The organism is Rhizobium sp. BK379 (genome assembly GCF_014193955.1).
Taxonomy (GTDB): Bacteria; Pseudomonadota; Alphaproteobacteria; order Rhizobiales; family Rhizobiaceae; genus Rhizobium.
Genome location: NZ_JACIAD010000005.1, coordinates 145,143 through 171,949 on the forward strand (window position 1 = coordinate 145,143; position 26,807 = coordinate 171,949).

A 26,807-nucleotide genomic window follows, 5' to 3' on the forward strand; every position below is an offset into this window, starting at 1 on the left:
GCCTTTGTTTAGGAGAGGTTGGAAGACGTGAGGGACGCGCGACGATAGGTGCCGCTGACGACCTCCTGCCAAGTATCGCTGCCTGCAGGCGAAAAGCTGACGCCCATCCGGTAGCAGTCTTCATTTTCAAATGTGAATACGGTGCGCTGTCTGCCGCGCGGCGAAGCCTTCATCAGCACCAGTTCATTGCCATTCCACGCGCCGGAAGCCGGTGAGGGCGGAGCAAAACCGACGCTGTCGAACTGGTAGAGCTTGTAGCTCTGGTCCGAACTGTCGAAGCCAAAAACATTGCGGGCTTCGAAGGAAATTTCTCCGTCACGCATCTGGCGGTAGGATTGCTCGACGAAAAACCCGCCGAACAGCGCCTCGCCGGAGAGCGAAGCGCTGGCTTTGCCTTCCTTCGTCCAGGCCGAAGCCGCGACATGCTCTTCCCCTTCCCAGAGGCCGGCAAAGGCCTCCAGGCGGAAATGAGCAGCACTGGGCGTGGACTGGGAAGCCATGACCGTTCTCAACCGTTGATCGCAGCGACGATCTTCTTGGCCGCGTCATCCAGATCGTCGGCAGCCGTAATGGCCAGACCCGACTCGTTCAGGATCTTCTTGCCGAGCTCAACATTGGTGCCCTCGAGGCGAACCACGAGCGGAACCTTGAGACCGACTTCCTTGACCGCGGCAATGACGCCCTCGGCAATGACATCGCACTTCATGATGCCGCCGAAGATGTTGACGAGAATGCCTTCGACTTTGGGGTCTGCCGTGATGATCTTGAAGGCTGCAGCAACCTTCTCCTTGCCGGCACCACCGCCGACGTCGCAGAAGTTCGCCGGCTCCTTGCCGTAGAGCTTGATGATGTCCATCGTCGCCATGGCAAGGCCAGCACCGTTGACCATGCAGCCGATATTGCCGTCTAGCGCCACGTAAGCGAGATCCCACTTGGAGGCCTCGATTTCCTTGGCGTCTTCTTCCGTCTCGTCGCGCAGCGTCTTGACGTCGTCGTGACGGAACAGCGCGTTACCATCGAAGGACATCTTGGCATCGAGGACGCGCAGATGGCCGTCCTTCATGACGATCAGCGGATTGACCTCGAGCAGGGCCATGTCCTTTTCGCCGAACGCCTTGTAGAGCGCCGGGAAGAGCGTCTTGGCATCTTCTGCGGCCGCGCCATCGAGCTGCAGCGCCTTCGAGATCGCGGCAACGTCGGCAGCCGTAACGCCTGCTTCCGGATCGATCGCAATCGTGTGGATCTTCTCAGGCGTGTCGTGGGCGACAGCTTCGATGTCCATGCCGCCTTCGGTCGACACGACGAAGGCCACCTTGCCGACCGAGCGGTCGACCAGGAGCGAGCAATAGAGTTCGCGGGCAATGTCGGCGCCATCTTCGATATAGAGGCGGTTGACCTGCTTGCCGGCTTCACCGGTCTGTGCGGTCACCAGCGTATTGCCGAGCATTTCCTTGGCATGAGCAACGACTTCGTCGATCGACTTGGCGAGACGAACGCCGCCCTTGGCATCCGGGCCGAGTTCCTTGAACTTGCCCTTGCCGCGGCCGCCCGCATGGATCTGGCTCTTGACCACATAAAGTGGACCGGGAAGCGACTTGGCGGCAGCCTCGGCTTCTTCAACCTTGAGGATAGCCACACCCTGCGCGACCGGCGCGCCATAGCCCTTCAGCAGAGCCTTGGCCTGATATTCATGAATGTTCATGGGTTTATCCCTATTTCGATAACGTCAGCGCACCGATTACTTGAGAGCGGGCGCGATGTTGATGCAGGCTTCGCAAAGACCGGCGACAGCGCCGACGGACTTGTCGAAGGCTTCCTTCTCGGTCTTGTTGAGATCGATCTCGATGATGCGCTCGACGCCACCGGCACCGATAACGGTGGGAACGCCGACATACATGTCCTTGACGCCGTACTGGCCGGTCAGGTGAGCAGCGCAGGGCAAAACGCGCTTCTTGTCCTTGAGGTAGGATTCAGCCATTTCGATCGCAGAAGCAGCCGGAGCGTAATAGGCCGAACCGGTCTTCAAAAGGCCGACGATTTCGGCGCCGCCGTCACGAGTGCGCTGGATGATTTCTTCGAGGCGTTCCTTGGTGACCCAGCCCATCGTGACGAGGTCGGTCAGCGGAATGCCGCCGACGGTCGAATAGCGGGCGAGCGGCACCATCGTGTCGCCGTGGCCGCCAAGAACGAAGGCCGTGACGTCCTGAACGGAAACGTTGAATTCCTTGGCGAGGAAAAGACGGAAGCGCGAGGAGTCGAGAACGCCGGCCATGCCGACGACCTTGTTGGCCGGAAGGCCGGAGAACTTCTGCAGCGCCCAGACCATGGCGTCGAGCGGGTTGGTGATGCAGATCACGAAAGCGTTCGGGGCATACTTCTTGATGCCGGCGCCGACCTGCTCCATGACCTTGAGATTGATGCCGAGAAGGTCGTCGCGGCTCATGCCCGGCTTGCGCGGAACACCGGCAGTGACGATGCAGACGTCAGCGCCTTCGATGGCGGAATAGTCGCTGGCGCCGGTCAGGTTGGCGTCGAAGCCTTCGACCGGGGAGGACTGTGCGATATCGAGACCCTTGCCCTGGGGAATGCCGTCGGCAATGTCGAAGAGAACGATATCGCCCAGCTCCTTCAGGCCGGCGAGATGCGCCAGCGTGCCACCAATCATGCCAGAACCGATGAGTGCGATCTTGTTACGCGCCATTTCGCTTTTCCTTTGCGATCAAAATCCGTCGGGCGACGCGCGGGCATCGCCCAATGTCGCAATCGCATAGACCTAAAGCCAAAAAATGGCAATGCATTATTTTTGGTGCAACAATTTCAATCGTTTAGATATCAAAATTCTTACGTAAACGTAAGATCAATTGTCACCAAAGTGTTACTGGGCAGCCCGCTGTTGATGATGCGCTGCGAGATATTCGGCGCTTCTCATTTCGAAAAGGCGAGACACCGTGCGATCGAATTCAAAACCTTCGGTTCCGCGCCTTTCGGCGAGCAGATCTTCAGGCATGGCGGCAGCGGAAACGCAAAGGCGGACGCCGTGATCGTAGAACGTATCGATCAGAATGATGAAGCGCTTGATCTGGTTCCGCTTTTCAGGGCCGAGCAAGGGAATGTGATCAAGGAAGATCGTATCGAAGCGCTCCGCGATGGCCAGGAAATCGGCGGCGCCCAGCGGTTTTTCGCAGAGATCCGAGAAGGAGAAGCGCGCCATGCGATCGACGGCGAGCGGCACATCGATCGCTCGTCCCTTCATAGCGATCTGCGTCGGCAAGGCCTTGCGGCCGTGCAGCGCCTGCGTCCACGACGCATCCATCGCCATGTCGGTGCGCTCATCGATCGGCACGAGATAGACCGGCTGGCTGTTCAGCTTCTCCATCCGGTAATCGGTCGGCGAATCGAGCGTGACGATCTCGACATGCTTCTTCAGGAGATCGATGAAGGGCAGGAAGAGGCCGCGATTGAGGCCATCCCTGTAGAGATTGTCAGGCTCGACATTCGAGGTCGCCACCAGCACGCAGCCGCGCGCAAAGAGCTCGGAAAACAGCCGCGATAGGATCATCGCATCGGCGATATCGGTGACGGTGAATTCGTCGAAGCAGAGCAGCTCCGCTTCCTCGAAAAGAGCGGCGGCGACAGGCGGCATAGGATCGGCCTGCTTCGTTTCGCCGTTCTTCAGCTTCTGCCGATGGGCGGCGATGCGATTGTGCACATCGGCCATGAACTCATGAAAATGCGCGCGCCGCTTTTTCCGGCATGGCGCCATCTGGAAGAACATGTCCATGAGCATCGTCTTGCCGCGCCCGACGCTGCCATGGATATAGAGGCCCTTGATGCCGGCCTCCGCCTTCTTCTTGGATGCGAATAACCAACCGAGTGCGCTGCTCTTGGCCGCAGGCCGCTTCTGCTTGAGAGCGGCAAGTATCCGGTCGAGGCACTTGGCCACATCCATCTGGGCAGAATCAACCTGCAACGTCCCCGATGCGGTCAGCGATTTGAGCTGCTCGGTGACGCTGAGCGAATAGTCTGGCATTGGCTGCATGAGGGCTTGTCCGCCTATGCGTAACCGGCGGAACCCCGCCGGACTGACTTACCGGCTGAGGGTGATCGGCTGCCCGGTCGAGGTCTGGCCATTGAAGCTGTTGTCGGCAACCTTGTAGACGGAACCGATCTGGTTGCCGCTGCGGTCCTTGAGCAGAACCTGCTTGCCGGACACTTCCCAGGAGCCCATGGCTGTCAACTCGCCGACGCAACCGCGCGTACCGCCGCGCGATCCGCTGCCGAGATTGGTGAGCGTCAGGAACATGTCGCAGGTGCCGTTGACACGCCAGCTGCCGACCATCGATTCCTTGGTGACATCAAGCGAAGTCGCTGGTGCAGCACCACCCGGCTGGACACCCGCCATCGGCGCCGTCGAGGTCGGGGCGGCAGGAAACTGCCCGGCCGGAGGAGGCAGCTGGCCGCCCTGTACGGAAGGTACCGGCTGCGCCGTCAGCGGCGGAGGCGCACTGTTACTGCTGTAATCATATGAGGTGCGCTGGCATCCCGCCAAGGCCAGAGCGGCCGTTAGACCCGTCACCACATATCGCAACTGCATCATCAAGCTCCCGAATGTCCGCCTCAACCGCAGAGATATTTCAATTCTGGGTTCGAATTACCGTATTTCACTTTGGTTAATCAAGTCAGCACAATACAAATCAGCCTTCGAGACACCTATGGCGAAGCCGGCACAATTCAACCAACCGCTCGCCGGACTTCTTGCTGGTAAAATATGTCAGCAAGGTGTTGTGCCCGGGCGTCCGCTCCCTGATCAAGTTTGATTTGCTCGGCGAGGTCCTGATAACGCTCAATTGATGCCGCGAGAAAGGATTGGATGCGCTTGGGCGGCAGGCCCTCGCCCATCTCGCGCGTCCGGCCTTTGACGATCACCAATTCATGAATCGCCTTGCGGAAGTCCTCATCGATGGTGACTGCGGCCAGACATTGCATCATGTTCATCGGCGGCAGTTTCTGAAACCCATTCGAGTGCATCCATTCGAGCGCAATTGCCGGACGGATCGCATAAAGCAGCTTCTTGAGCTTTATCGGACCGTCCCCATGTGTCTGCCAGTGACTGCGCAGCAGACCGACATAGTGCAGCGCGAGCTTCGGCGGCAACATGATCTCGTCAAGCACGTTGGAAAGACGGCTGCGAAATCCGGGCTCCTCTTCATAGGCGATTGGCGATTTTACCCATTCGACGACAACGGCATTGCCTTTGAGGGCGAGCAGCAGCACTTTGCGCAGATCCCAACCGCCAGTGTCGATATCACCCACGATCGGAAACTCGATCACATCCCGATGCGAGATCAGTCCGATATGGTCGGCGACCGGACGGACATAGACGAAACGGCAATCATAATCGCTGTCGGGTGAGGGAAAGCCCCAGGCACGGCTTCCGCTTTCGATCGCAAAACCGATGCGGATACCCTGTTGTTTGACAGAGGCAAGCCGCGAACGGATTTCGGCGACCGCCTCGGAATCAAAACCTTCGATGCCGGCTGAAGCGTCAGCACTCACACGCGACGCTCGACCATCATCTTCTTGATTTCGGCGATCGCCTTGGCCGGGTTCAGGCCCTTCGGGCAGGTCTGCGCGCAGTTCATGATCGTGTGGCAACGATAAAGGCGGAACGGATCCTCGAGATTGTCGAGGCGTTCGCCGGTCGCTTCGTCTCTGGAGTCGATCAGCCAGCGATAGGCCTGGAGCAGGACGGCCGGTCCGAGATAACGGTCGCCGTTCCACCAGTAGCTCGGACAGGAGGTCGAGCAGCAGGCGCAGAGAATGCACTCATAGAGGCCGTCGAGCTTCTGACGGTCTTCGTGGCTCTGCTTCCATTCCTTGGCTGGCGTCGGCGAAACCGTCTTCAGCCAAGGCTCGATCGAACGATGCTGGGCATAGAAATTGCTGAGATCGGGAACCAGATCCTTGACGACAGGCATATGCGGCAGCGGGTAGATCTTCACCGTGCCCTTGATGTCGTCCATCCCCTTGGTGCAGGCGAGCGTGTTCGTGCCGTCGATGTTCATCGCGCAGGAACCGCAGATGCCTTCACGACAGGAACGGCGCAGCGTCAGCGTCGGATCGATCTTGTTCTTGATGTAGAGAAGCGCATCGAGAACCATCGGTCCGCAATCATCGACATCGATGTAGAATGTGTCGATCGACGGGTTCTGGCCGTCATCCGGGCTCCAACGATAGACGCGGAACTCGCGGGTGTTCTTGGCACCCGCCGGCTTCGGCCACACCTTGCCTTCGCGCATCTGAGAGTTTTTAGGGAGAGCGAGTTCAACCATGTCAGGTTCCTCTGATCAGTATACGCGGGCCTTCGGCTCGATCTTGTGGGGATCGATGCCGTCTGCGATGAGGTCGGTGTGGACAGGCCGGTAGTCGAGCTTCACGTCGCCCGCCTCGTTCACCCAGGCCAGCGTGTGCTTGCGCCAGTTGACGTCGTCGCGGCCTGCGAACGGACCTGACGTGTAGTCTTCGCGGGCGTGCGAACCGCGGCTTTCCTTGCGGGCTTCGGCGCCGTAGATCGTCGTGATGGCGTTTGCCATCAGGTTCTGCAGTTCCAGCGTCTCGACGAGGTCGGAGTTCCAGATCATCGAGCGGTCGGTGACCTTGATGTCCTTGAGTTCGCCCCAGATTTCCGAAAGACGGCGGCAGCCGGATTCCAGCGATTCCTGGGTGCGGAACACGGCTGCGTCTTCCTGCATGGCGCGCTGCATCTTCTCGCGCAGCACCGCCGTCGGCGTGCCGCCACTGGCGTAACGCAGGCCGTCGAAACGGTCCATGATCTTGTCGCAGGCAGCCTTGTTCAGCGCCGGCACCGGTGCGTCGCGATCAATGATCTCGCCGGCACGGATCGCCGCAGCACGGCCGAAGACCACGAGGTCGATCAGCGAGTTGGAGCCAAGACGGTTTGCGCCGTGAACCGAGGCGCAGCCGGCTTCACCGACGGCCATCAGGCCGGGGATGATGCGTTCCGGGTTGGAGCTGTCGGCGTTCAACACCTCGCCCCAATAGTTCGTGGGAATACCGCCCATATTGTAATGGACGGTCGGCAGAACCGGGATCGGTTCGCGGGTCACATCGACGCCGGCGAAGATCTTGGCGCTCTCGGAAATACCCGGCAGGCGCTCATGCAGCACGGCCGGATCGAGATGGTCGAGATGCAGGAAGATGTGGTCCTTGTTCTTGCCGACACCGCGGCCTTCACGGATTTCCAGCGTCATGCAGCGCGACACGACGTCGCGCGAGGCGAGGTCCTTGGCCGACGGCGCATAACGCTCCATGAAGCGCTCGCCTTCGGAATTGACGAGATAACCGCCTTCGCCGCGCGCGCCCTCCGTAATCAGACAGCCTGAACCGTAGATGCCGGTCGGGTGGAACTGCACGAATTCCATATCCTGCAGCGGCAGGCCGGCACGGGCCACCATACCGCCGCCGTCACCGGTGCACGTATGGGCAGAGGTTGCCGAGAAATAGGCGCGGCCGTAACCGCCGGTCGCCAGCACCACCATCTTGGCGGCGAAGCGATGGATCGTGCCGTCGTCGAGACACCAGGCTACGACGCCGGTGCAACGGCTGCCGTCATCGGACATGATGAGGTCGAGAGCGAAATATTCGACGAAGAACTCGGCGTTGTTGCGCAGCGACTGGCCGTAGAGCGTATGCAGGATGGCATGGCCGGTACGGTCGGCAACGGCGCAGGTGCGCTGTACCGGCGGGCCTTCGCCGAAATTCTGCATGTGACCGCCGAACGGGCGCTGGTAGATCTTGCCTTCCTCGTTACGCGAGAAAGGCACGCCGTAATGCTCGAGCTCATAGACCGCCTTCGGCGCTTCCATGGTCAGATACTGCATGGCATCGACGTCGCCGAGCCAGTCGGAACCCTTGACGGTATCGTAGAGGTGCCACTGCCAGCTATCGGGCGTCATGTTCTGCAGCGAGGCGGCAATACCGCCCTGGGCGGCAACCGTGTGCGAGCGGGTCGGGAATACCTTGGTGATGCAGGCCGTGCGAAAGCCCTGTTCGGCCATGCCGAGGGTGGCGCGCAGGCCGGCGCCGCCGGCGCCGACGACGATCACGTCATAGGAGTGATCGACATAGGTGTAGGCCTTCCCATTCTGAGCGGGTGAAGACGTTGCCATGATACGGTTATCCTACGAATGCGATTTTCAGAATGGCGAAGAGACAGAGGCCTGCGATCAGCACCGCAAAGAACGTATTCAGCATCAGCAGCAGCAACTTGCCGATCTCGCCGTGAACGTAGTCCTCGATGATGACCTGCATGCCGAGCTTCATGTGGATGGTGCCGGATATGACCATCAGGCCCATGATGACGGCGACGAACGGGTTCGACAGCGCTCGAACCACGTCGGCATAAGGCGCGCCGGCATAGACGATCATGAAGATGGCGAAGAAGATGATGAGGGGCACATTGGCGACGGCCGTCAGGCGCTGGCGCCAGAAATGATCGGTGCCTTCCTTGGCGGAGCCGAGGCCGCGAACCTTGCCCAGAGGAGTGCGCATATCCATGAGTGCGACCTTCAGAAGCGAATGATGAAGCCGATCACCCAGACCAGCACGGTCAGACAGAGCGATCCGATGATATTGGCGATTGCGAGCTTGGTCGAGAACTCCTTCTCGAAGCCATGTCCAAGGTCCCACATGAAGTGGCGGAAGCCGCCGAGCAGGTGGTGGATCAATGCCCAGGTGTAACCGAGCAGGACAAGCTTGCCGATAATGCTGCCAAGCACCCAGTTGGCCCAGTCGTAATAGGCCTGGCCGGTGGCGGCCGCGATCAGCCACCAGGCAATCAGCAGCGTGCCGAAATAGAGAGCGCCACCGGTGATACGGTGAACGATCGACATGACCATGGTGGGGATTGGCTTGTAAATTTGCAGATGCGGCGACAGGGGCCGGTTTGTCACATTCGCCATCAGAACCTCGCGGCGTCTTCTCTTTGCCCTTGATGTCAGGGGCATTCTCAGTCAACCACACGAATGACAAAATTCTGTGTGCGTTGCATCAATCTCGACGTTTAATCACCGAAACCCCTGACGACAAGCATAATTGCTGCCTGCTTTTAATTTAATCGATTCGCGTTACCGGGAAGTTTTCACGGCCGCGAAACTCGTCTCTTTCGCTCTATTTTTAACCTGACTGCACACCTGCGTGGACAACATCGGCCTTTTGGCGCAATCTGGCGTTAACGATTTGTTAGCGTTTCGGAGTTTGGTCCATGTTTCCCAGTCTGCCCAAGGCTGCCCTTGCTCTTATCGCGGTGCTGGCAGCACTGCCAGCCGCAGCTGGAGAACGCCACTTCGATCATCGCTTTCCGCGCCACAACGGCTTTAATGACGGCGTCTTCCTCGGCAGGCGCACACACTGGGACAGTGGCCTGCATTTCACACGCGACAACGTCATCCGCTATCGCCCGCGCACCCCTTTTCTCAGGCAGTTCAACTATCCGGGGACAAGCCGTTACGGCCGCAACAACATCGTCGTCATCACATCCCAGCCCCAGAATTATGATCAGAATTACGGGAGCAACGGCGTCTACGCCGGATCGTCCTATGCCTATCAGACGGATGGCGGGACCTATGTCGGCGGCGACGGGTACTATCGTCTGGCCGGGCCGGAGCGCAACCTTGCCCCGAAGGCCAAGGTGATCGATGTCGGCATCGCCGACGATCCCTGCTCTTATGAAGCCAATGTCTGCGTCATCAGACCCTAGGGTCTGAACCGCCAGACAGTCGTCTTCTTGACCTCGCTGTCTTCAAGCGCCCGGGTGACGGGCACTTCATAGACGGCGCAGAATTCCAGCCTATCCTTTGGCAAATAGGTGCGCCCGGGATCGCCGACCAGCACGTCCTTGCCCTCGGCCGCGAGCGTCTCGAACCAAGGCACGAGCGCCCCGGCGAAGGATTTGTCGTAGAAAACGTCGCCTGCGAGAACCACATCGGCATCGACGTTCTGACCAATCAAATCGGTCTCGTTGAAGTCCAGCGAGACCGAATTGGCGGCCGCATTCAGCCGCACCGCCGTCTGTGACCACGGATCGATATCGGAGGCCGTCACCTTGGCCGCGCCAGCCTTGCTTGCGGCAATTCCCACCAATCCGGAACCGCTCGCGAAATCCAGTATGCGCTTTCCTTTGACCGTTTCGGGCTGATCGAGAACGTAGCGCGCCAGCCCCTGACCACCCGCCCAGGCAAAGGCCCAGAAAGGCGGCGGCAGGCCGATCGCCTCCAGCTCCTCTTCCGTTTTCAGCCAGAGCTCATGAGCTTCGCTGGCCAGATAAAGCTGGATTTCCGGCACATGCGGCGGCGCAAGCAGGCTGGTATTGGCGCGGATGAAGGTTTCCGGGTCAGTTTTCAAAGCTGCTCAGCGCGGCGGGTTGTCGAAACCGCCCATGCGGCAGACCTCGGCCCATTCGTCGTCGGTCACCGGCTGCACGGAAAGCCGCATCGAGGTGACCAGCGACATCTTGGACAGTTTCTCGTTTGCCTTGATGTCCTTCAGCGTCACCGGCTTCGGCACGTCCATGACGGCGCGGATATCGACGCAATCCCAGCGATCGTCACCCTTCGCTGTCGAATCCGGATGCGAGAGGGCGCAGACTTCGACGATACCGACGATCTCCAGCCCGTCATTGGAATGGTAGAAGAAACCCTTGTCGCCGATCTGCATGGCCCGCATGTTGTTCCGCGCGAGGTAGTTGCGCACACCGGTCCATTCTGTGCCCTTCTCGCCGGCCGCCTTCTGCTGTTCCCAGGACCAGGCCGCGGGCTCGGATTTATAAAGCCAATGCGCCATCGCCCTCAAGCCTCCGGCTTGTTGAAGACCCAGTTGAAGGGCTTCACCTCGACGCTTTCGAAAAGGCCGGCCAATGCATAGGGGTCGGCAGCGCCGAGCGCCGTGGCATCGTCAGCCGTTTCGGCATGGACAATCACGAGGCTGCCATTCGGCTTGCCTTCCATATCGAGAAACGGGCCAGCCATGGCGAGTTTGCCTTCGGCATTCAGCTTGTTGAGATAATCCAGATGGGTCGCACGCGTTTCCATGCGCACATTGAGATGGCCGGGCTTGTCCTTGCAGAGAAGGGCGAAAAGCATGTCTGTCTCCTATTCGGTCGTAATCGGGCGTGTCATCAATTGTTCGATGGCTTCGGAAATGCCGAGCCTGCCGTCTATGATCGCGGAAACGGCGTCGGTAATCGGCATCTCGACGCCGAGCTCCTCGGCAAGTCGTGCGGCAACTGCAGCAGCAAAGGCCCCTTCCACCAACTCGCCATGCGAAGGATCGACCTTTTCGCCGCGTCCGAGCGCAATGCCGAAGCGCAGGTTACGCGACTGATGGCTGGTTGCCGTCAGCACCAGATCGCCGAGGCCGGAAAGCCCGCGCGCCGTATCGGCATTGCCGCCCTTGGCGACGATGAAGCGTGACATCTCGGCAAGCCCGCGGGCAATCAGTGCCGCGCGCGCCGAATCGCCAATGCCGGCGCCTTCGACAATACCGCAGGCAATCGCCAGTACATTCTTCAACGCACCGCCAAGCTGCACACCGATGCGGTCTGCCGAGGCATAGAGGCGGAAGGTGCGGCCGGAGATCGCCTGTGCCAGCCGTTCGGCAACCTGCATGTCGGCCGCGGCGATGGCCATGGCCGTCGGCAGCCCCTTGGCGATATCGGCGGCAAAGCCCGGGCCGGAGAGTACGCCAACCGGATGATCGGGCAATTCCCGCTCCAGCATGTCGGTCAGCAGCGCACCTGTTTGCCGTTCGATGCCCTTTGCGCAGGTGACCAGGACGGCATCCTTGGCCAGATAAGGACCATATTGCCGTGCGGCATCCGCCTGCGCTTGTGACGGCATGGCAAAGAGGACAATGCCCGCATCGCCGATCGCATCTGCGTCGGCGGAGAATTCCAGCGTTTCCGGCAAAGGGATGCCAGGCAGAACAGCGTCATGAAGCCGTTCCGACCTGAGATCTTCGATTAGCGCGGGATCGCGGCCGACGAGAATTGCCGAATTGCGGCCTGTGAGCGCGATGACGGATGCAAGCGCCGTACCGAAAGCTCCCGATCCGACCACAGCGATCCGTTCGCTCATGCCTTGGCTCCCCGCTTTCCGGATCCGAGCACGGTCCCGGCCTTGGAATCGAGCGGCCACCGCGAGCGCGGCTGCACATCGAGATCGTCTGGCACTACGCCCTTCGCCATGCGCTCAAGTCCGGCCCAGGCAATCATCACGGCGTTGTCGGTGCAGAGGTGAAGAGGCGGCGCGATGAAACGGAAGCCATTCTTGTCGCAGAGCGCCTGAAGCGTGCTGCGGATCTCCTGGTTCGCTGCGACGCCGCCGGCCACCACCAGCGCCGGCTTTTCGGGAAGGTCCGGAAATTCCGCCTTGAATCGCTGCAGGCCGCGGCCGATGCGATCTTTCATCGTGCGGGAAATCGCCTTCTGGAAGGAGGCGCAGATATCGGCGACATCCTGATCCGTCAGTGGCGCGATCTCGGTCGCCGCCTGGCGCACGGCCGTCTTCAGGCCCGAGAAGGAAAAATCGAGCCTCGCTTCGCCAACGAGCGGCCGCGGGAAATTGAAGCGATCGGCATTGCCACACTGCGCCATCCTCTCCACCGCCGGCCCGCCGGGATAGGGAAGGCCGAGCAGTTTCGCCGTCTTGTCGAAAGCCTCACCCAGCGCATCGTCGATCGTCGTGCCCCAGCGCTCGTACTCGCCGATGCCCCGCACGAGAATGAGCTGCGTATGGCCACCGGAAACGAGCAGCATCAGATAAGGAAAGGAAAGACCATCCGTCAGCCGCGCCGTCAGCGCATGGCCTTCCAGGTGGTTGACGGCATAAAGGGGTTTGCCCGCCGCCTTGGCGATCGCCTTGCCGGTCATCAGCCCGACAAGCAGCCCCCCGATCAGGCCGGGCCCCGATGTCGCGGCAATCGCGTCGACATCCGAGAGCGACACATTGGCGCGCTTCAGGGCTTCGTCGATCAGGTCGTCCAGCGCCTCGACATGGGCGCGGGCCGCAATCTCCGGCACCACGCCACCATAGGCGCTATGCTCGTCAAGCTGGGAAAGAACGACATCCGACAGGACATTGGAGCGGCCTTCGGCATCGCGCTCGACGACCGCAGCGGCGGTCTCGTCGCAGCTTGTCTCGATGCCGAGGATGCGCAGAAAGGGAGCCATGAAATCTGTTCGTTGATTGCGATAGGGGTTAAACCTGTTTACGAGAACTCCGGTAACAACGGAACAAAGCGGATGCAAACAAAACCTTTCCGTATCGGCACGCGTGGCAGCCCGCTGGCGCTCGCACAGGCGCACGAAGCCCGAGATCGGCTGATGGCAGCCCACAATCTTCCGGAGGAAATGTTCGAAATCGTCGTTCTGACGACCAAGGGCGACCGCATCACCGACCGTTCCCTGGCCGAGATCGGCGGCAAAGGACTTTTCACGGAAGAGCTCGAGCAGCAGCTTGCGGCCGGCGATCTCGATTTTGCCGTGCATTCGAGCAAGGACATGCCTACCAACCTGCCAGAAGGTCTCTACCTCTCCGCCTATCTGCCGCGCGAAGACATTCGCGACGCGGTTGTCGGCCGCACCGCTCCGAAGCTGATCGACCTGCCCCATGGCGCAACCGTCGGCTCATCCTCGCTTCGCCGTCAGGCGCTCATTCGCCGCATGCGGCCGGATATCAACGTCATCACTTTCCGCGGCCTTGTGGACACGCGCCTGCGTAAGCTGCAGGAAGGTCAGGTCGACGCGACGCTTCTGGCGCTTGCGGGCCTCAAGCGTCTTGGCAAGGTCGAGGTGATCACCGATATCCTCGACCCCGATAGCTTCCCGCCGGCACCCGCACAGGGCGCGATCTGTATCGAGAGCCGCATCGGCGACAACAGGATCGACGAACTGCTGACGCCGATCAACGATCCGCCGACCTTCGACACGGTCTCCTGCGAACGCGCATTCCTTGCCGCCCTCGATGGCTCCTGTCGCACGCCGATCGGCGGTTACGCCGTCTGCGAAGGTGATCAGATCCGTTTCTCGGGTCTCATCATTACCCCTGACGGCCGCCATCAGCATGCGATCACCATAGATGGCAATCGCCGCGATGCCGCTGCACTCGGCACCCGCGCCGGACAGGATGTCCGCGCAAGAGCAGGAAGCAGCTTCTTTGAGGACTGGAGCTAGCCGGCATGCGCGTGCTCGTCACCCGTCCGGCACATTCGGGCGAGCGAACCGCTCAACGTTTACGCGAGCTAGGCCACGAGCCACTATTGCTGCCACTGACCCGTCCCATTCACGATGCGGCAGCCGCTCGCCGGGGTCTGGAAACAACCACTGGGGCGATAGCGATAACGAGCGCGGAGGCGGTGCGCACGTTACAATCTCTGGATGACGCGCTGACACCCCACCTTTCGCGCCGTCTCTTTGCCGTCGGCGAGATGACGGCTGAGGAGGCCCGCAAGCTGGGATTCCGCTCCGTCACGACATCGTCTGGCAGCGGCCGCGAACTGGCCGAGTTGATCGCGGCAAACAATACCGGCGGGCTTGTCTATCTCGCCGGCCTTCCGCGTGCCGAGGCCTTCGAGACGCGGCTGACCGAGCTGGGGCGTCAGTTCTCAGTGGCCGAATGTTACCGGATGGAATCTATCGCTCTCGACCCCGGGACGGTCGCCACCTTCCTCATGCGCAATCCTCCTGATGCTGTTCTTTTCTACTCCCGCCAAACGGCCGCAAATTTCTTTCAGATCCCGCAGGTAGAGTCCCTTTTATTGCAGCTGCCGAAAATCCGTCTCATTTGTCTCAGCAACACTGTAGCGGAAGCTGTTCCATCTCTTTTGAGCACAGCCTTGGAGATTTCGCCGATGCCGGATGAAAAAAGCCTTTTGTCGCTGCTTTGAAGGCTTTAGCCGCCCAAATTTGATCTAACCTCTTCCCTTAACTGCCGTCCCTGTCTAGTTTCGTTGCAATGCAGGATAATGAGGACCTCATGGTATCGGGAAATCCGCCACGCCACTCGAAGAGCTCCGACAAGCCGGTCACCATTGACCTGGACGCGCAGGACTTCGCCTCGGCGACTGATCCTGAAAAGCCTGCTGAAGAAGCCGCACAAGCCATCGATGATGCGCCTGTCGCCGAGGCCGTTTCCGCTGCAGAAGCCGCGGGTGAACCGCTGTCCGAACACGAAAGCGAACGCGCCGCCGGCGCGCAGGATGGGTCCTTCTCCAAGGAACCCCCGCTCTCGGAACCGGTGCAACCGCCGCCGCCGCAGAAGGGAGCGGTCACATCGGGTCTGATCGCCGCGGGCATTTTCGGCGGCCTTGTCGCATTGCTCGGCGCCGGAGCCATTCAATATGCCGGTTATCTGCCGGGTTCCTCAACCTCGCAGACGAATTCAGCCGATATGGCCGATCTCGCCGGCGAGATCGAAGGGCTCAAGCAATCGGTCGCAAGCCTTGCCGCCAATCCGCCGCCGGCCGCCGATACAAGTGCTCTCGAAAAGCGCGTCGCGGCTCTCGAAGCGGCTCCCCAGGCACCGGCATCCGGCACAGCGACAGAGCCTGGCGGTGTTGAAGCGCTCAACCAGAAGATTGCAGATCTGACTGCTCAAATCGAGCAGTTGAAGACGAGCCTTACGCAGACCACCGAACAGCAGGCCTCCAGCGGCGCCGATATTTCCAGCCGCCTTGCCGAAGCCGAAAAGAAGCTGAATGAACCGCGCGAGGATGTCGCCGTCGCCCGGGCTATCGCAGCCGCAGCGCTCAAGGCCGCGATCGACCGCGGCGGCCCTTTCATCGCCGAACTCGATACATTTGCCGGCGTAGCACCCGACGATCCCGCTGCAACCGATCTGCGCGGCTTTGCCGAAACCGGCGTGCCCTCCCGCGCCGAGCTCATCCGTCAGGTTCCCGATGTTGCGGCAGCGATCGTCGAGTCCGTCAACCAGCCCGATCCCAACCAGAGCTGGTCTGACCGGCTGATGTCGAGCGCCAAATCCCTGGTTTCGGTCCGCCCCGTCGGAAATGTCGAAGGCGAAAGCGTTGAGGCGATCGCCGCGCGTATGGAGGACAAGGTGAAGAACGGCGATCTGCCCGGTGCAGCCACTGAATGGAACAGCCTGCCTGCTGCTGCCAAGCAGGCTTCCGCCGCCTTCAAGCAGTCGCTCGAAGCTCGTATCCGCGTCGAGGATCTCGTTGGCGGCGCTCTCTCGAAGGCCGTTTCCGGCACCGGCAAGGAAGGATGAGTATGGTCCGCCTGGTTATCTTCGCGCTCCTCGTCCTCGTTCTTGCATATGGTTTCTCCTGGCTTGCCGATCGTCCCGGCGATCTGTCGCTGATTTGGGAAGGGCAGATCTACCAGACCAAGCTGATCGTGGCGGCAAGCGCCATCATTGCGCTGATCGCTGCCGTCATGGTGGCCTGGTGGTTCGTCCGCCTGATATGGACCTCTCCCCATTCGGTGACGCGCTTCTTTCGCGCCCGTAAACGCGACCGCGGTTACCAGGCGCTGTCGACCGGCCTCATTGCAGCCGGCGCCGGCAATGCCCTGCTCGCCCGCAAGATGGCGGCACGCTCGCGCGGTCTTATCCGCGCCGATCAGGAACCGCTGATCAATCTTTTGGAAGCCCAGGCGGCGCTCATCGAAGGCCGCTACGACGAGGCACGCTCCAAGTTCGAAGCGATGGCCAACGATCCGGAGACGCGGGAGCTTGGCTTGCGCGGCCTTTACCTGGAGGCCAGGCGTCTCGGCGCAAACGAAGCCGCCCGCCAATACGCGGAAAAGGCGGCCGACAATGCGCCATACCTGCCATGGGCAGCACAGGCAACGCTCGAATATCGCAGCCAGTCCGGCCGCTGGGACGAGGCCATCCGTCTGCTGGAACAGCAGAAGGCCGCCAAGGTTGTCGAAAAGGCGGAGGCCAACCGTCTGCATGCAGTGCTGCTGACGGCGCGCGCCGATGACAAGCTGGAAAGCAATGCCGCCGGCGCTCGTGATGATGCCCTCCAGGCGCTGAAGCTTTCAGCCGATTTCGTGCCCGCCGCACTTATCGCCGCAAAGGCGCTGTTCCGCGAGAACGGCATACGCAAGGCTGCCTCCATTCTCGAACAGGCATGGAAGGCCGCGCCACATCCCGAGATCGGTCGCGTCTATGTCCGCGCCCGCAGCGGCGATTCGACACTCGATCGCCTGAAGCGCGCCGAGCGGCTGGAAGGCATGCGGCCGAATAATGTCGAATCTCTCCTCGTCGTCGCACAGGCCGCACTCGATGCACAGCAATTCGCCAAGGCGCGTGCCAAGGCGGAAGCAGCCGCCCGTATCGAACCCCGCGAGGCGGCCTTTCTGCTGCTCGCAGACATCGAGGAAGCAGAGACCGGCGATCAGGGTCGCGTGCGCCATTGGCTGGCACAGGCGCTGAAGGCGCCGCGCGATCCGGCCTGGGTTGCCGATGGTTTCGTTTCCGACAAATGGTTGCCGGTCTCGCCGGTGACCGGTCGTCTCGACGCCTTCGAGTGGAAGGCACCTTTCGGCCAGCTCGAAGGACCAATCGAGGAAGGGTCGACCGCCCCGATCGAAACGGCGCTGAAGACCTTGCCGCCGCTGCGCCATACCCGGCCGGAAAGCGTGGTCAACGACCACCGCATTATCGAGCTGGAACGAGCCGCAACGATTGCGGAAGCCGTGCGGCCAGCACCTCCTGCCCCTACACCGGCAAAAGCCAATGAACCGTCCACCTCCCGACCGGCTCCTGCTGCGTCTGAACCAAAGCCCTTCTTTGGTGGCCTGCCGGATGACCCCGGCGTGCGCGATCCCAAGATGGAGCCGGAAACCAAGACGCGACTCCGCCTTTTCTGAAATGGAACGAAAACCGCATGTTCGAACGCTTTCAGGCATTCTTCCAAAATCTGACCGCCGACCGTCCGAAATCAGGCTTTGCGCCCGATGACCCGCGCATCGCGGTGGCCGCGCTCTGTATGCAGGTCATGGAGGCCGACGGCCAGATCAAGGACAGCGAGAAGAAACGGCTGCGCAAGCTTCTGAAGGAGCAATACGCGCTTGATGGCAAACAGCTCGACGCCTTGATGGCCGCGGGGCTGGAAGCCGAAAGCACGGCAGTTGATTATTTCCGCTTCACCTCCGATCTAAAGAGACATCTCAATACCGAGCAGCGTCTGGAGCTGATCGGCATTCTCTGGGATATCGTCTATGCCGACGGCGAGCGCAGCGAAATGGAAGACCATGTGATCTGGCGGATCGCCGATCTCCTGGGGGTGTCCTCCCGTGAGCGTATTCAGAAGCGGCAGGAGGCGGCAGCACGAGTGACAAACGCACAGGTGGTGCAGGACGATGGCGACTGACAGGATAGTGAGACGCGACAAGCGTCCCATTCTCATCATTCTTCATCAGGAGCGCTCAAGCCCCGGCCGTGTTGGCCAACTTCTTGTCGAGAAAGGCTACGACCTCGATATCCGGCGCCCCGTGCTTGGCGACCGGCTGCCCTCGACGCTCGACGACCATGCGGGTGCAGTGGTGTTCGGCGGCCCGATGAGCGCCAACGATCCCGATGAATTCGTCAAGGCGGAAATCGACTGGCTGGAAATCCCCCTCAGGGAAAACCGTCCCTATCTCGGCATCTGCCTCGGCGCACAGATGCTGGCGCGCCAACTCGGCAGCAAGGTCGCGGCCAATTGCGACGGGTCTACCGAGATTGGCTGGTATCCACTCCATACGACGGAGAAGGGCCGGCTGCTGATGCGCTGGCCGAAGATGGTCTATCACTTCCACCGGGAAGGATTTGAACTACCGCATGGCGCCGAGCTGCTGGCATCCGGCGACGCTTACCCCAACCAGGCTTTCCGCTACAATGGCAACGCCTGGGGCCTGCAATTCCATGCGGAGCTGACGCGGGTGATGATGCATCGCTGGGTCGTGCACGGCGCCCATCGCTTCATCCTGCCGAATGCACAGCAGGGACGCGAACATCTCGAAGGCCGCATGCTGTTCGATGCGCCGCTGAGAGCCTGGCTCGACGAATTTCTTGATGTCGTCTTCGAAGGCAAGTCGACCGTGGCCAGGACGACTAGGGCGCTTCTCGTATAGGCGCGTCGAGCGTATCGATATTCCTGAGCTTCGGAAAGCCGCTTGCCCAGAGCGCAGCGACAGCAAGCGTACCGACCCCGCCGATGATGACGGCCGGAACCGCACCAAAGGCCGAGGCCATGGTGCCCGCTCGGAACTCGCCGAGCTCATTGGACGCGCCGACAAAGACCATATTGACGGCGTTTACGCGACCGCGCAGATGGTCCGGCGTCCAGAGCGCAATCAGGCTCTCGCGAACATAGACGGAAATCATATCCGCAGCGCCCATGATCGCGAGCGCTGCGATGGAAACCTCGGTATTGGTCGAGAAGCCGAACACGATCGTGCCGAGGCCGAAAATCGCCACGCCGATGAACATATACAGGCCGGCCTTGTGCTTCAGCGGATAGGCGGCAAGGAAGATCGCCATGATGATGGCGCCCACGCCCGGCGCCGAACGCAGCAGGCCGAGGCCCCATGGCCCGAGCGTCAGGATATCACGCGCAAAGATCGGCATCAGCGCGGTGGCGCCGCCTAAGAGAACGGCGAAGAGATCCAGCGAGATGGCCCCAAGCACCACCTTTTCTTCCCTTATATAGCGGAAACCGCCGAGGATCATGTCCCAGTTCTTGGCTTCACCCGTCGTCTTCTGCGGCGGTTTCGGGATCGTGTAGAGCAGGATCGCGCCCAGCGCAGAAAAGATGACTGCGACCATATAGGCCGTCGAAGCGCTGACGCCGTAAAGCAGACCGCCGAGCACGGGGCCGGTGATGGCCGCAAGCTGCCATGAGGAGGAATTCCAGGCGATCGCGTTCGAAAGGTCCTTCTCCGGCACGAGGTTCGGCGCAAGCGACTGCACGGCCGGCGTCATGAAGGCGCGTTCTATGCCGAAGATCAGCAGCACCGCGAAAACCGGAATTGGTGAAAAGCTGCCGGTAATCGTCATCCCCAGGAGCGCAAGCGTGCAGAGCGCGCTGACAAGCGAGCAGATCGAGGCGATCGCACGGCGATTGTGCCGGTCGGCCACCGATCCAGTAACGAGGATCAATGCGAGAGACGGCAGGAACTGCACGAGCCCGATCAGGCCGAGATAAATGGCGCTGCCGGTCTGGTCATACATCTGCCAGCCGACGGCGACGCTGACGATCTGCTGCGAGAAGGAAAGCAGAAACCGCGCGAAGAAAAAGCGGGTGTAGGACGGATGCCGGAACGCGGCAAAACGGTCTCCGGTGGGCGAAAGCGACATGAAGCTTTTCCGAGAGAGCGGGCGCAGAATTGCCTGCGAAGTGGCCCGTTAAACATGATTTGCCATGCGTCTCCACACGGCCCTTGCTCGTTTAATCGCCAATGTCTACATATCTGTCAACAACGAACTGGAGACGGTAATGGCGGGAATTCTTGAAGCCATTTTTTTGATTATCAATGTGGCTTTGAACCTCTATTGGTACGTGATCATTGCCAGCGCCATTTTCTCGTGGCTGTACGCATTCAATGTCATCAATTCGCATAACCAGTTTGTCAGCCAACTGGGTATGTTCTTCTATAACGCCACCGAACCTGCATTGCGGCCGATACGCCGCTTTTTGCCCAATCTGGGTGGCATCGACATCTCTCCGATCGTTCTGTTGCTGATCATCCTGTTCATACAGGCCATACTCAACAACCCGATCAAGCCTTTCCTATTTTCGCTGGTCGTTTGAGCCGTCCCTGGAGGCTTTCCGGTGATCACGTCCGTCTTGCCGTAAGGCTGACGCCGAATGGCGGGCAGAATGCCATCGACGGTATCGAACCAGATGGCGAAGGCGGCATGTTTTTGAAGGCGCGTGTCACCGCCGTCCCGGAGAAGGGAAAGGCCAACAAGGCCCTTATAGCGCTCGTCGCCAAGTCTTTGGGTATTGGAAAGTCCTTGGTCAGCCTTGCTGCCGGCGATACGTCGCGCAAAAAAATCCTCCGGATCGATGGCGATCCGGAGGATTTAATCAACAAGCTCGAAACGCTATTCGGCTAGAGCAATTCCGGCAAGGATGTGCAGCGGTTTTGCATCCGCAATTGCAGAATGGCCGGAATCAGGCCTTTTCTTTCTTGGCGCGCTCGATGGCTTCGAGGATCAGCTCGCCTGCTTCCTTGGAGTCGCCCCAGCCATAGATCTTCACCCACTTGCCAGGCTCCAGATCCTTATAGTGCTCGAAGAAATGCTCGATCTGCTTCAGCGTGATGTCCGGAAGATCGGTATAATCCTTCACCTTGTCATAACGCATCGTCAGCTTCGGCGAAGGGACGGCGATGATCTTCTCGTCCTTGCCGGAATTGTCTTCCATCTTCAGAACGCCGATGGGGCGCACGTTGATAACGCAGCCCGGAACCAGCGGACGGGTGCTGGCGATCAGCACGTCGATCGGGTCGCCGTCTTCGGAAAGCGTATGCGGCACGAAGCCGTAGTTGCCCGGGTAGGTCATCGGTGTATAGAGAAAACGGTCAACGACCAGCGTGCCGGCTTCCTTGTCCATTTCATACTTGATCGGATGACCGCCGACCGGAACCTCGACGATAACGTTGACGTCTTCAGGTGGATTCTTACCGATTGAAACGGCGTCGATGCGCATAGGAAACTCCCGGGAGGTTGAATTGCTCGAAGCCAGTTAATCGGTTTCATGACGCAACGCAACATGCCTCGCAAGCAATGCTTAATGCGCGCGGGCGTCAAAATATATAATTTTTCTAATGAAAGATGCAGCGATTGCGGTACCGCAATCAGTTCCAGATGAAGCCGATCTTTTTGATCTGCTTATGGTCGAAATTTTCCATGCCTTCGCAGAAATCGACACCGCCATGGTCGCGATAAAAGCCGGCTGCGGTCTCATTTTCTTCCAGGCACCAGACGACCATACCGTTACAGCCGAGAGATTTCAGCAACCGCCGGGCTTCACCGAAAAGCAATTTTCCGAGGCCGATACCCTGATATTCCGGGCGCAGATAAAGCTCGTAGATTTCGCCTTCCTGAGGCAATGCGCGAGCGCGATTGAGGCCGAGGGTCGCATAACCCGCGACAGTTCCTGCCACATCCAGAACAAGCAATGTCGCCGGACCGCGCGTCGCCTTGCGCCACCAGTTTTCGCCGCGGCGCTCGATCATCTGCGTCAGAGCACGATGCGGAATGATGCCGGCATAGGTATGCTGCCATGAAAGCCGGTGGGCTTCCGAAATGGCTCGGGCATCATGCGGTTCAGCCCGCCGGACATCGATCGACAACGTCTTCATAACGCTTACTCTGGTCCCGCTGGCGACAATTAACCATATGCGGCAGCCGCATCGTGATCGATTGCCCACAGACTTGATATGTGGACGACAGAGAAAATTTAACGCTTTTTTAACGATTGTCACAAGACGGAATCGACGCAGCGCACAATAAAAAACCCCGGCGCGAAGGCCGGGGTTTTAAAGGAGTAGGCGAGGCTCTTAGAGAGCTGCCTTCGACTTTTCGAAACGCTTGCGGTCGTTGGCGTCGAGATACATCTTGCGCAGGCGAATGTTCTTCGGCGTCACTTCCATCAGCTCGTCGTCCTGGATCCAGGAAAGAGCACGATCGAGTGTCATGCGGATCGGCGGGGTAAGCTTCACGGCTTCGTCCTTGCCGGCGGCGCGGATGTTGGTGAGCTGCTTGCCCTTCAGGACGTTCACTTCAAGGTCGTTGTCGCGCGAATGGATGCCGATGATCATGCCGGCATAGACCTTTTCGCCCGGCTCGATGATCATCGGACCGCGGTCTTCCAGGTTGAACATCGCATAGGCGACGGCTTCGCCGGAACCGTTGGCGAGCAGCACGCCGTTGACGCGGCCACCGATCACGCCCTTGTAGGGCTGGTAGTCGTGGAACAGGCGGTTCATGATCGCCGTGCCGCGCGTATCGGTCAGCAGCTCCGACTGGTAGCCGATGAGGCCGCGGGTCGGTGCGTAGAAACGCAGGCGAAGACGATTGCCGCCTGACGGACGCAGCTCGACCATCTCGGCCTTGCGCTCCGACATCTTCTGCACGACCACACCGGAATGCTCTTCGTCGACGTCGACGACAACTTCTTCGATCGGCTCGAGAACCTGGCCGCTTTCATCCTTGTGCATCACGACGCGCGGACGCGACACGGCGAGCTCGAAGCCTTCGCGACGCATGGTTTCGATGAGAACGGCGAGCTGAAGTTCACCGCGGCCGGACACGTAGAACGAATCCTTGCCTTCGGCTTCTTCGATCTTCAGGGCGACGTTGCCTTCGGCTTCCTTGAAAAGACGGTCGCGAATGACGCGGCTCGTCACCTTGTCGCCTTCGGTGCCCGCCAGCGGGCTGTCGTTGACGATGAAGGACATGGTGACAGTCGGCGGATCGATCGGCTGCGCCTTCATGGCTTCCGAGACGGCAGGATCGCAGAACGTATCAGCGACGGTGCCCTTGGAGAGGCCGGCGATCGCGACGATATCGCCCGCATGGGCCTCTTCGATCGCGGTACGCTCGATGCCGCGGAAGGCGAGGATCTTGGAGATACGACCGGTTTCGATCAGCTTGCCATCCTGGCCCAGAACCTTGACGGCCTGGTTCGGCTTGATCGAGCCTGATGCGATACGGCCGGTGATGATGCGGCCGAGGAAGGGGTTGGCTTCAAGGATCGTTCCGATCATGCGGAACGGGCCTTCTTCGACCTTCGGTTCCGGAACGTGCTTGAGCACGAGATCGAGAAGCGGCGCAAGACCTTCGTCCTTCGGGCCTTCAGGATTGACGTTCATCCAGCCGTCGCGGCCCGAGCCATACATGATCGGGAAGTCGAGCTGTTCGTCGGTCGCGTCGAGATTGGCAAAGAGGTCGAAGACTTCGTTGATGACTTCTTCATGGCGGCCATCGGGACGGTCGATCTTGTTGATCGCGACGATCGGGCGAAGGCCAACCTTCAGCGCCTTGGAGACGACGAACTTCGTCTGCGGCATCGGACCTTCGGAAGAGTCGACCAGAACGATCGCACCATCCACCATCGACAGGATGCGCTCGACCTCACCGCCGAAGTCGGCGTGGCCGGGGGTGTCGACGATGTTGATGCGGACACCCTTCCATTCCACCGAGGTTGCCTTGGCGAGAATGGTGATGCCGCGTTCCTTTTCGAGGTCGTTCGAGTCCATCACGCGCTCTGCAACGCGCTGGTTCTCGCGGAACGAACCGGACTGTTTCAGGAGTTCGTCGACGAGGGTCGTTTTGCCATGGTCAACGTGCGCGATGATCGCGATGTTGCGAAGTGCCATTTGTCATAATCTCTGAGGCTGGGGCGCTACGCTTAGTGGACGCGCCATTTATGTTTGGCGCGCTCATACCGTTTTTTTCGCGATTGCGAAAGGGGGTGGCACGCGAAAGCTGCGGCATGGCTATCACCATGCCGCTTTGCTCTATGTCATCAAACTGTCTTAAGCGTCACTGCCTGTCAATTCCTCGAAGGTCGCAAGGCCCTTTTTGACCAGCATCGCGTCCGGGCTCGGCAGCTTGCCGCGGAAAGCCTTGTAGGCGTCTTCCGGATCGACGGAGCCGCCCGTGGAGTAGATATTGTTCCGAAGCTTTGCGGCCATTTCGCCGTTGAAGGCATCGCCCGTCTCTTCGAAGGCGGCGAAGGCATCGGCATCGAGCACTTCCGACCACATGTAGGAATAATAGCCCGCCGAATAACCGCCGGAGAAGATATGCTGGAAGTGCGGCGTGGCGTGACGCATGACGATCGATTTCGGCATGCCGATTTCCGAGAGCACCTCGGCCTGAACGGCCATCGGATCCTCCACCTTGTCGCGCGTATGGAAGGCCATGTCGACCAGCGCCGAAGAGGTGAACTCCACGGTGTTGAAGCCGGAATTGAAGGTGCGGGCGGCAAGCACCTTGTCAAGCAGCGCCTGTGGCATCGGCTCTCCGGTTTCGAAATGCACGGCATATTCCTTGAGGATGGCAGGAACCGTCAGCCAGTGCTCGTAGAGCTGCGAAGGAAGCTCGACGAAATCGCGCGAAACCCCCGTACCCGATACCGAGGGATAGGTGACGTTGGAGAGCATGCCGTGCAGCGCATGGCCGAATTCATGGAACAGCGTACGCGCATCGTCGAGCGAAAGCAGCGCCGGCTTTCCTTCCGCGGGCTTTGCGAAATTGCAGACATTGTAGATGATCGGCATCTCGCCATGGTGGCCGTTCTTCATCGTCAGCTTGTGCTGTGACTGGAAGGAGCTCATCCAGGCGCCCGAACGTTTCGAGCTGCGGGCAAAATAGTCGCCGAGGAAAAGCGCGACCAGCTTGTCGTCCCGGTCGCGAATCTCGAAGACCCGGACATCCGGATGATAGGCGGCAACGCCCTTCTTCTCGACGGCATGAATGCCGAACAGGCGACCAGCAACGTCGAAGCAGGCGTCGATGATCTTTTCGAGCTGCAGATAGGGCTTCAGCTCCGCTTCCGAGAAATTGAACCGCTGCGCCCGGATCTTCTCCGCATAGTGACGCCAATCCCACGGCATGACGTCGTGGTTCTTGCCTTCCGCGGTGATCAGCGCGGCGATATCCGCTTCTTCCTCGTGAGCGCGCTTCACCGCCCTTGCCCAGACGGCGCGCAGCAGATCATTCACGGCCTCTGGCGTCTTCGCCATCGTGTTGTCGAGCTTCAGCTCGGCGAAGTTGGCGTAGCCGAGAAGCTTTGCCACCTCGTCACGCAACGCAAGGGTCTCTCTAATAATGCCACGGTTATCCGTCTCGCCAACATTTTCACCACGCGCCACCCAGGCCTTGAAGGCCTGCTCGCGAAGGTCCCGGCGCTCGGAGAAAGTAAGGAACGGCTCTATGATCGAGCGTGACAGCGTTACGGCATATTTGCCGTCCTCGCCGCGCTCGCGGGCAGCAGCTGCCATTGCGTCGCGCAGGAAATCGGGAATGCCGGCAAGTTCCTCTTCACTGGAGAGGATCAGCGACCACCCCTTTTCGTCGGCAAGTACGTTCTGTCCGAAGCCGGTGCTGAGGCCGGCAAGCTTTTCGTTGATCGAAGCAAGTTTCTCCTGCTCCGCCTTTGGCAGCTTGGCGCCTGATTTGACGAAGCCTTTCCAATGCCGCTCCAGCACGCGTGTCTGCTCCAGCGTCAAGCCGAGGCTTTCACGCTTTTCCCAGAGTGCGTCGATACGCTTGAAGAGGTCGGCATTCATGCCGATCTTCGAGTAATGCCGGGACATTTTCGGCGAAATATCCCGCTCCAGCGCCTGAATGACATCATTGGTATGCGCGCCGGCCCGGTTCCAGAAGAGAGAGGAAATACGCGATAGTTCATCCCCGGCAATCTCGAGTGCGACGACTGTATTGTCGAAACTCGGCTCTTCCTTGCTGCCGGCGATCGCGTCGATCTCTCTTTCGTGCAAGGCGAGCGCGGCCTCGAAGGCCGCGGCAAAATCGCTATCGGCAATGGCGTCAAAACGCGGCAGGCCATGAAGGCCATTCCAGTTGACAAGTGCCTGATTGAATTGAGTGGAAGAAGACATATGAAAGTCCTTTATGCCGGCAAGTGGATCAATAATATAGGAAGGTCGCCACGGAATTGATATGTGGCCGGCCGTGACTTTTGTCCGCCCGGCTAATTCTTGTGGGCAAGAATTGATACATAAAAATTAACCAATCGTTAACGAT

The 26,807-nt window shown here is 60.0% G+C and carries 29 protein-coding genes; 9 read left to right on the top strand and 20 right to left on the bottom strand.

What is annotated here, in order from left to right; genetic code table 11:
* Window positions 1-8: 8 nt before the first annotated feature.
* The 10 genes from FHT93_RS22415 to sdhC form a co-directional block, all read right to left on the bottom strand.
* Entirely contained in the window at window positions 9-500 is a 492-nt protein-coding gene (locus tag FHT93_RS22415) for a DUF1579 family protein (protein ID WP_183849535.1), read from the bottom strand.
* Window positions 501-508: 8 nt separating this feature from the next.
* The gene (gene sucC / locus FHT93_RS22420) at window positions 509-1,702 is read right to left on the bottom strand and encodes an ADP-forming succinate--CoA ligase subunit beta (RefSeq protein WP_112545612.1); all 1,194 of its coding nucleotides are present in this window, start codon (window positions 1,700-1,702) and stop codon (window positions 509-511) included.
* A 36-nt stretch (window positions 1,703-1,738) separates the two neighbouring features.
* The gene (mdh, locus tag FHT93_RS22425) at window positions 1,739-2,701 is read right to left on the bottom strand and encodes a malate dehydrogenase (RefSeq protein ID WP_007822364.1); all 963 of its coding nucleotides are present in this window, start codon (window positions 2,699-2,701) and stop codon (window positions 1,739-1,741) included.
* 174 nt (window positions 2,702-2,875) lie between these two features.
* On the bottom strand, window positions 2,876-4,039 hold the full coding sequence (gene zapE, locus FHT93_RS22430) for a cell division protein ZapE (RefSeq protein ID WP_183849537.1): 1,164 nt from the start codon (window positions 4,037-4,039) through the stop codon (window positions 2,876-2,878).
* Between the two features lie 48 nt (window positions 4,040-4,087).
* Window positions 4,088-4,594, bottom strand: coding sequence for a protease inhibitor Inh/omp19 family protein (locus FHT93_RS22435; protein ID WP_112970822.1), 507 nt, complete (start codon window positions 4,592-4,594; stop codon window positions 4,088-4,090).
* A gap of 137 nt (window positions 4,595-4,731) precedes the next feature.
* The gene (locus FHT93_RS22440) at window positions 4,732-5,556 is read right to left on the bottom strand and encodes a nucleotidyltransferase domain-containing protein (RefSeq protein WP_183849539.1); all 825 of its coding nucleotides are present in this window, start codon (window positions 5,554-5,556) and stop codon (window positions 4,732-4,734) included.
* Window positions 5,553-6,332 (bottom strand): succinate dehydrogenase iron-sulfur subunit, encoded by a 780-nt coding sequence (locus tag FHT93_RS22445; protein WP_112545614.1) that lies wholly within the window; start codon window positions 6,330-6,332, stop codon window positions 5,553-5,555. The genes FHT93_RS22440 and FHT93_RS22445 overlap by 4 nt, the downstream gene beginning before the upstream one ends.
* Before the next feature lie 15 nt (window positions 6,333-6,347).
* Window positions 6,348-8,189 (bottom strand): succinate dehydrogenase flavoprotein subunit, encoded by a 1,842-nt coding sequence (gene sdhA, locus FHT93_RS22450; RefSeq protein WP_113013287.1) that lies wholly within the window; start codon window positions 8,187-8,189, stop codon window positions 6,348-6,350.
* 7 nt (window positions 8,190-8,196) lie between these two features.
* Window positions 8,197-8,577, bottom strand: coding sequence for a succinate dehydrogenase, hydrophobic membrane anchor protein (gene sdhD, locus FHT93_RS22455; protein ID WP_112545616.1), 381 nt, complete (start codon window positions 8,575-8,577; stop codon window positions 8,197-8,199).
* Window positions 8,578-8,588: 11 nt separating this feature from the next.
* Window positions 8,589-8,981, bottom strand: coding sequence for a succinate dehydrogenase, cytochrome b556 subunit (sdhC, locus tag FHT93_RS22460; protein WP_112545617.1), 393 nt, complete (start codon window positions 8,979-8,981; stop codon window positions 8,589-8,591).
* A 302-nt stretch (window positions 8,982-9,283) separates the two neighbouring features.
* Between sdhC and FHT93_RS22465 the strand changes: the two genes are divergently transcribed.
* Entirely contained in the window at window positions 9,284-9,778 is a 495-nt protein-coding gene (locus FHT93_RS22465; protein WP_113013288.1) for a hypothetical protein, read from the top strand.
* Here the strand turns inward: FHT93_RS22465 and FHT93_RS22470 are convergent.
* The 5 genes from FHT93_RS22470 to tsaD are packed head-to-tail and all read right to left on the bottom strand — an operon-like array spanning window position 9,775 to window position 13,246.
* A complete protein-coding gene (locus tag FHT93_RS22470; protein ID WP_113013289.1) occupies window positions 9,775-10,422 on the bottom strand; it encodes a methyltransferase in 648 nt (215 codons plus the stop codon). The genes FHT93_RS22465 and FHT93_RS22470 overlap by 4 nt on opposite strands.
* Window positions 10,423-10,428: 6 nt before the next feature.
* A complete protein-coding gene (locus tag FHT93_RS22475; protein WP_037101755.1) occupies window positions 10,429-10,860 on the bottom strand; it encodes an EVE domain-containing protein in 432 nt (143 codons plus the stop codon).
* 5 nt (window positions 10,861-10,865) lie between these two features.
* Complete coding sequence (locus tag FHT93_RS22480) at window positions 10,866-11,159, bottom strand: YciI-like protein (RefSeq protein ID WP_113013290.1); 294 nt, start codon at window positions 11,157-11,159, stop codon at window positions 10,866-10,868.
* A 9-nt stretch (window positions 11,160-11,168) separates the two neighbouring features.
* Window positions 11,169-12,152 (bottom strand): NAD(P)H-dependent glycerol-3-phosphate dehydrogenase, encoded by a 984-nt coding sequence (locus tag FHT93_RS22485; protein ID WP_113013291.1) that lies wholly within the window; start codon window positions 12,150-12,152, stop codon window positions 11,169-11,171.
* The gene (gene tsaD, locus FHT93_RS22490; protein ID WP_113013292.1) at window positions 12,149-13,246 is read right to left on the bottom strand and encodes a tRNA (adenosine(37)-N6)-threonylcarbamoyltransferase complex transferase subunit TsaD; all 1,098 of its coding nucleotides are present in this window, start codon (window positions 13,244-13,246) and stop codon (window positions 12,149-12,151) included. Before tsaD ends, FHT93_RS22485 begins: the two co-directional genes overlap by 4 nt.
* Before the next feature lie 72 nt (window positions 13,247-13,318).
* Between tsaD and hemC the strand changes: the two genes are divergently transcribed.
* The 6 genes from hemC (at window position 13,319) to FHT93_RS22520 (ending at window position 19,159) form a co-directional block, all read left to right on the top strand.
* Window positions 13,319-14,248, top strand: coding sequence for a hydroxymethylbilane synthase (hemC, locus tag FHT93_RS22495; RefSeq protein ID WP_113013293.1), 930 nt, complete (start codon window positions 13,319-13,321; stop codon window positions 14,246-14,248).
* Window positions 14,249-14,253: 5 nt separating this feature from the next.
* Entirely contained in the window at window positions 14,254-14,961 is a 708-nt protein-coding gene (locus FHT93_RS22500; protein ID WP_113013294.1) for a uroporphyrinogen-III synthase, read from the top strand.
* Window positions 14,962-15,029: 68 nt separating this feature from the next.
* Window positions 15,030-16,304: a mitofilin family membrane protein gene (locus tag FHT93_RS22505; protein ID WP_183849541.1), complete on the top strand. Its 1,275-nt coding sequence runs from the start codon at window positions 15,030-15,032 to the stop codon at window positions 16,302-16,304.
* A gap of 2 nt (window positions 16,305-16,306) precedes the next feature.
* Window positions 16,307-17,914, top strand: a complete 1,608-nt coding sequence (locus FHT93_RS22510) for a heme biosynthesis protein HemY (RefSeq protein ID WP_113013296.1) — start codon at window positions 16,307-16,309, stop codon at window positions 17,912-17,914.
* A gap of 17 nt (window positions 17,915-17,931) precedes the next feature.
* The gene (locus tag FHT93_RS22515; RefSeq protein ID WP_112545627.1) at window positions 17,932-18,417 is read left to right on the top strand and encodes a TerB family tellurite resistance protein; all 486 of its coding nucleotides are present in this window, start codon (window positions 17,932-17,934) and stop codon (window positions 18,415-18,417) included.
* Window positions 18,407-19,159, top strand: coding sequence for a glutamine amidotransferase (locus FHT93_RS22520; RefSeq protein ID WP_112545628.1), 753 nt, complete (start codon window positions 18,407-18,409; stop codon window positions 19,157-19,159). The genes FHT93_RS22515 and FHT93_RS22520 overlap by 11 nt, the downstream gene beginning before the upstream one ends.
* Here FHT93_RS22520 and FHT93_RS22525 read toward each other — a convergent pair.
* Window positions 19,140-20,384: an MFS transporter gene (locus FHT93_RS22525; protein ID WP_113013297.1), complete on the bottom strand. Its 1,245-nt coding sequence runs from the start codon at window positions 20,382-20,384 to the stop codon at window positions 19,140-19,142. The two genes, FHT93_RS22520 and FHT93_RS22525, sit on opposite strands and share 20 nt — an antisense overlap.
* 64 nt (window positions 20,385-20,448) lie before the next feature.
* Here FHT93_RS22525 and FHT93_RS22530 point away from each other — a divergent pair, with 64 nt between their 5' ends.
* Window positions 20,449-20,838, top strand: a complete 390-nt coding sequence (locus FHT93_RS22530) for a YggT family protein (RefSeq protein ID WP_112545630.1) — start codon at window positions 20,449-20,451, stop codon at window positions 20,836-20,838.
* Window positions 20,835-21,146 (top strand): DUF167 domain-containing protein, encoded by a 312-nt coding sequence (locus FHT93_RS22535; RefSeq protein ID WP_113013298.1) that lies wholly within the window; start codon window positions 20,835-20,837, stop codon window positions 21,144-21,146. The genes FHT93_RS22530 and FHT93_RS22535 overlap by 4 nt, the downstream gene beginning before the upstream one ends.
* A 58-nt stretch (window positions 21,147-21,204) precedes the next feature.
* Here FHT93_RS22535 and ppa read toward each other — a convergent pair whose 3' ends face one another.
* The 4 genes from ppa to FHT93_RS22555 all read right to left on the bottom strand — a co-directional run bounded on the left by ppa (window position 21,205) and on the right by FHT93_RS22555 (window position 26,662).
* Window positions 21,205-21,741: an inorganic diphosphatase gene (gene ppa, locus FHT93_RS22540; RefSeq protein WP_112545632.1), complete on the bottom strand. Its 537-nt coding sequence runs from the start codon at window positions 21,739-21,741 to the stop codon at window positions 21,205-21,207.
* A 148-nt stretch (window positions 21,742-21,889) separates the two neighbouring features.
* Window positions 21,890-22,396, bottom strand: coding sequence for a GNAT family N-acetyltransferase (locus FHT93_RS22545; RefSeq protein WP_112545633.1), 507 nt, complete (start codon window positions 22,394-22,396; stop codon window positions 21,890-21,892).
* Window positions 22,397-22,594: 198 nt separating this feature from the next.
* Window positions 22,595-24,415: a translational GTPase TypA gene (gene typA / locus FHT93_RS22550; protein ID WP_029869162.1), complete on the bottom strand. Its 1,821-nt coding sequence runs from the start codon at window positions 24,413-24,415 to the stop codon at window positions 22,595-22,597.
* Between the two features lie 159 nt (window positions 24,416-24,574).
* Window positions 24,575-26,662: a M3 family metallopeptidase gene (locus FHT93_RS22555; RefSeq protein ID WP_113204340.1), complete on the bottom strand. Its 2,088-nt coding sequence runs from the start codon at window positions 26,660-26,662 to the stop codon at window positions 24,575-24,577.
* Window positions 26,663-26,807 lie beyond the last annotated feature (145 nt).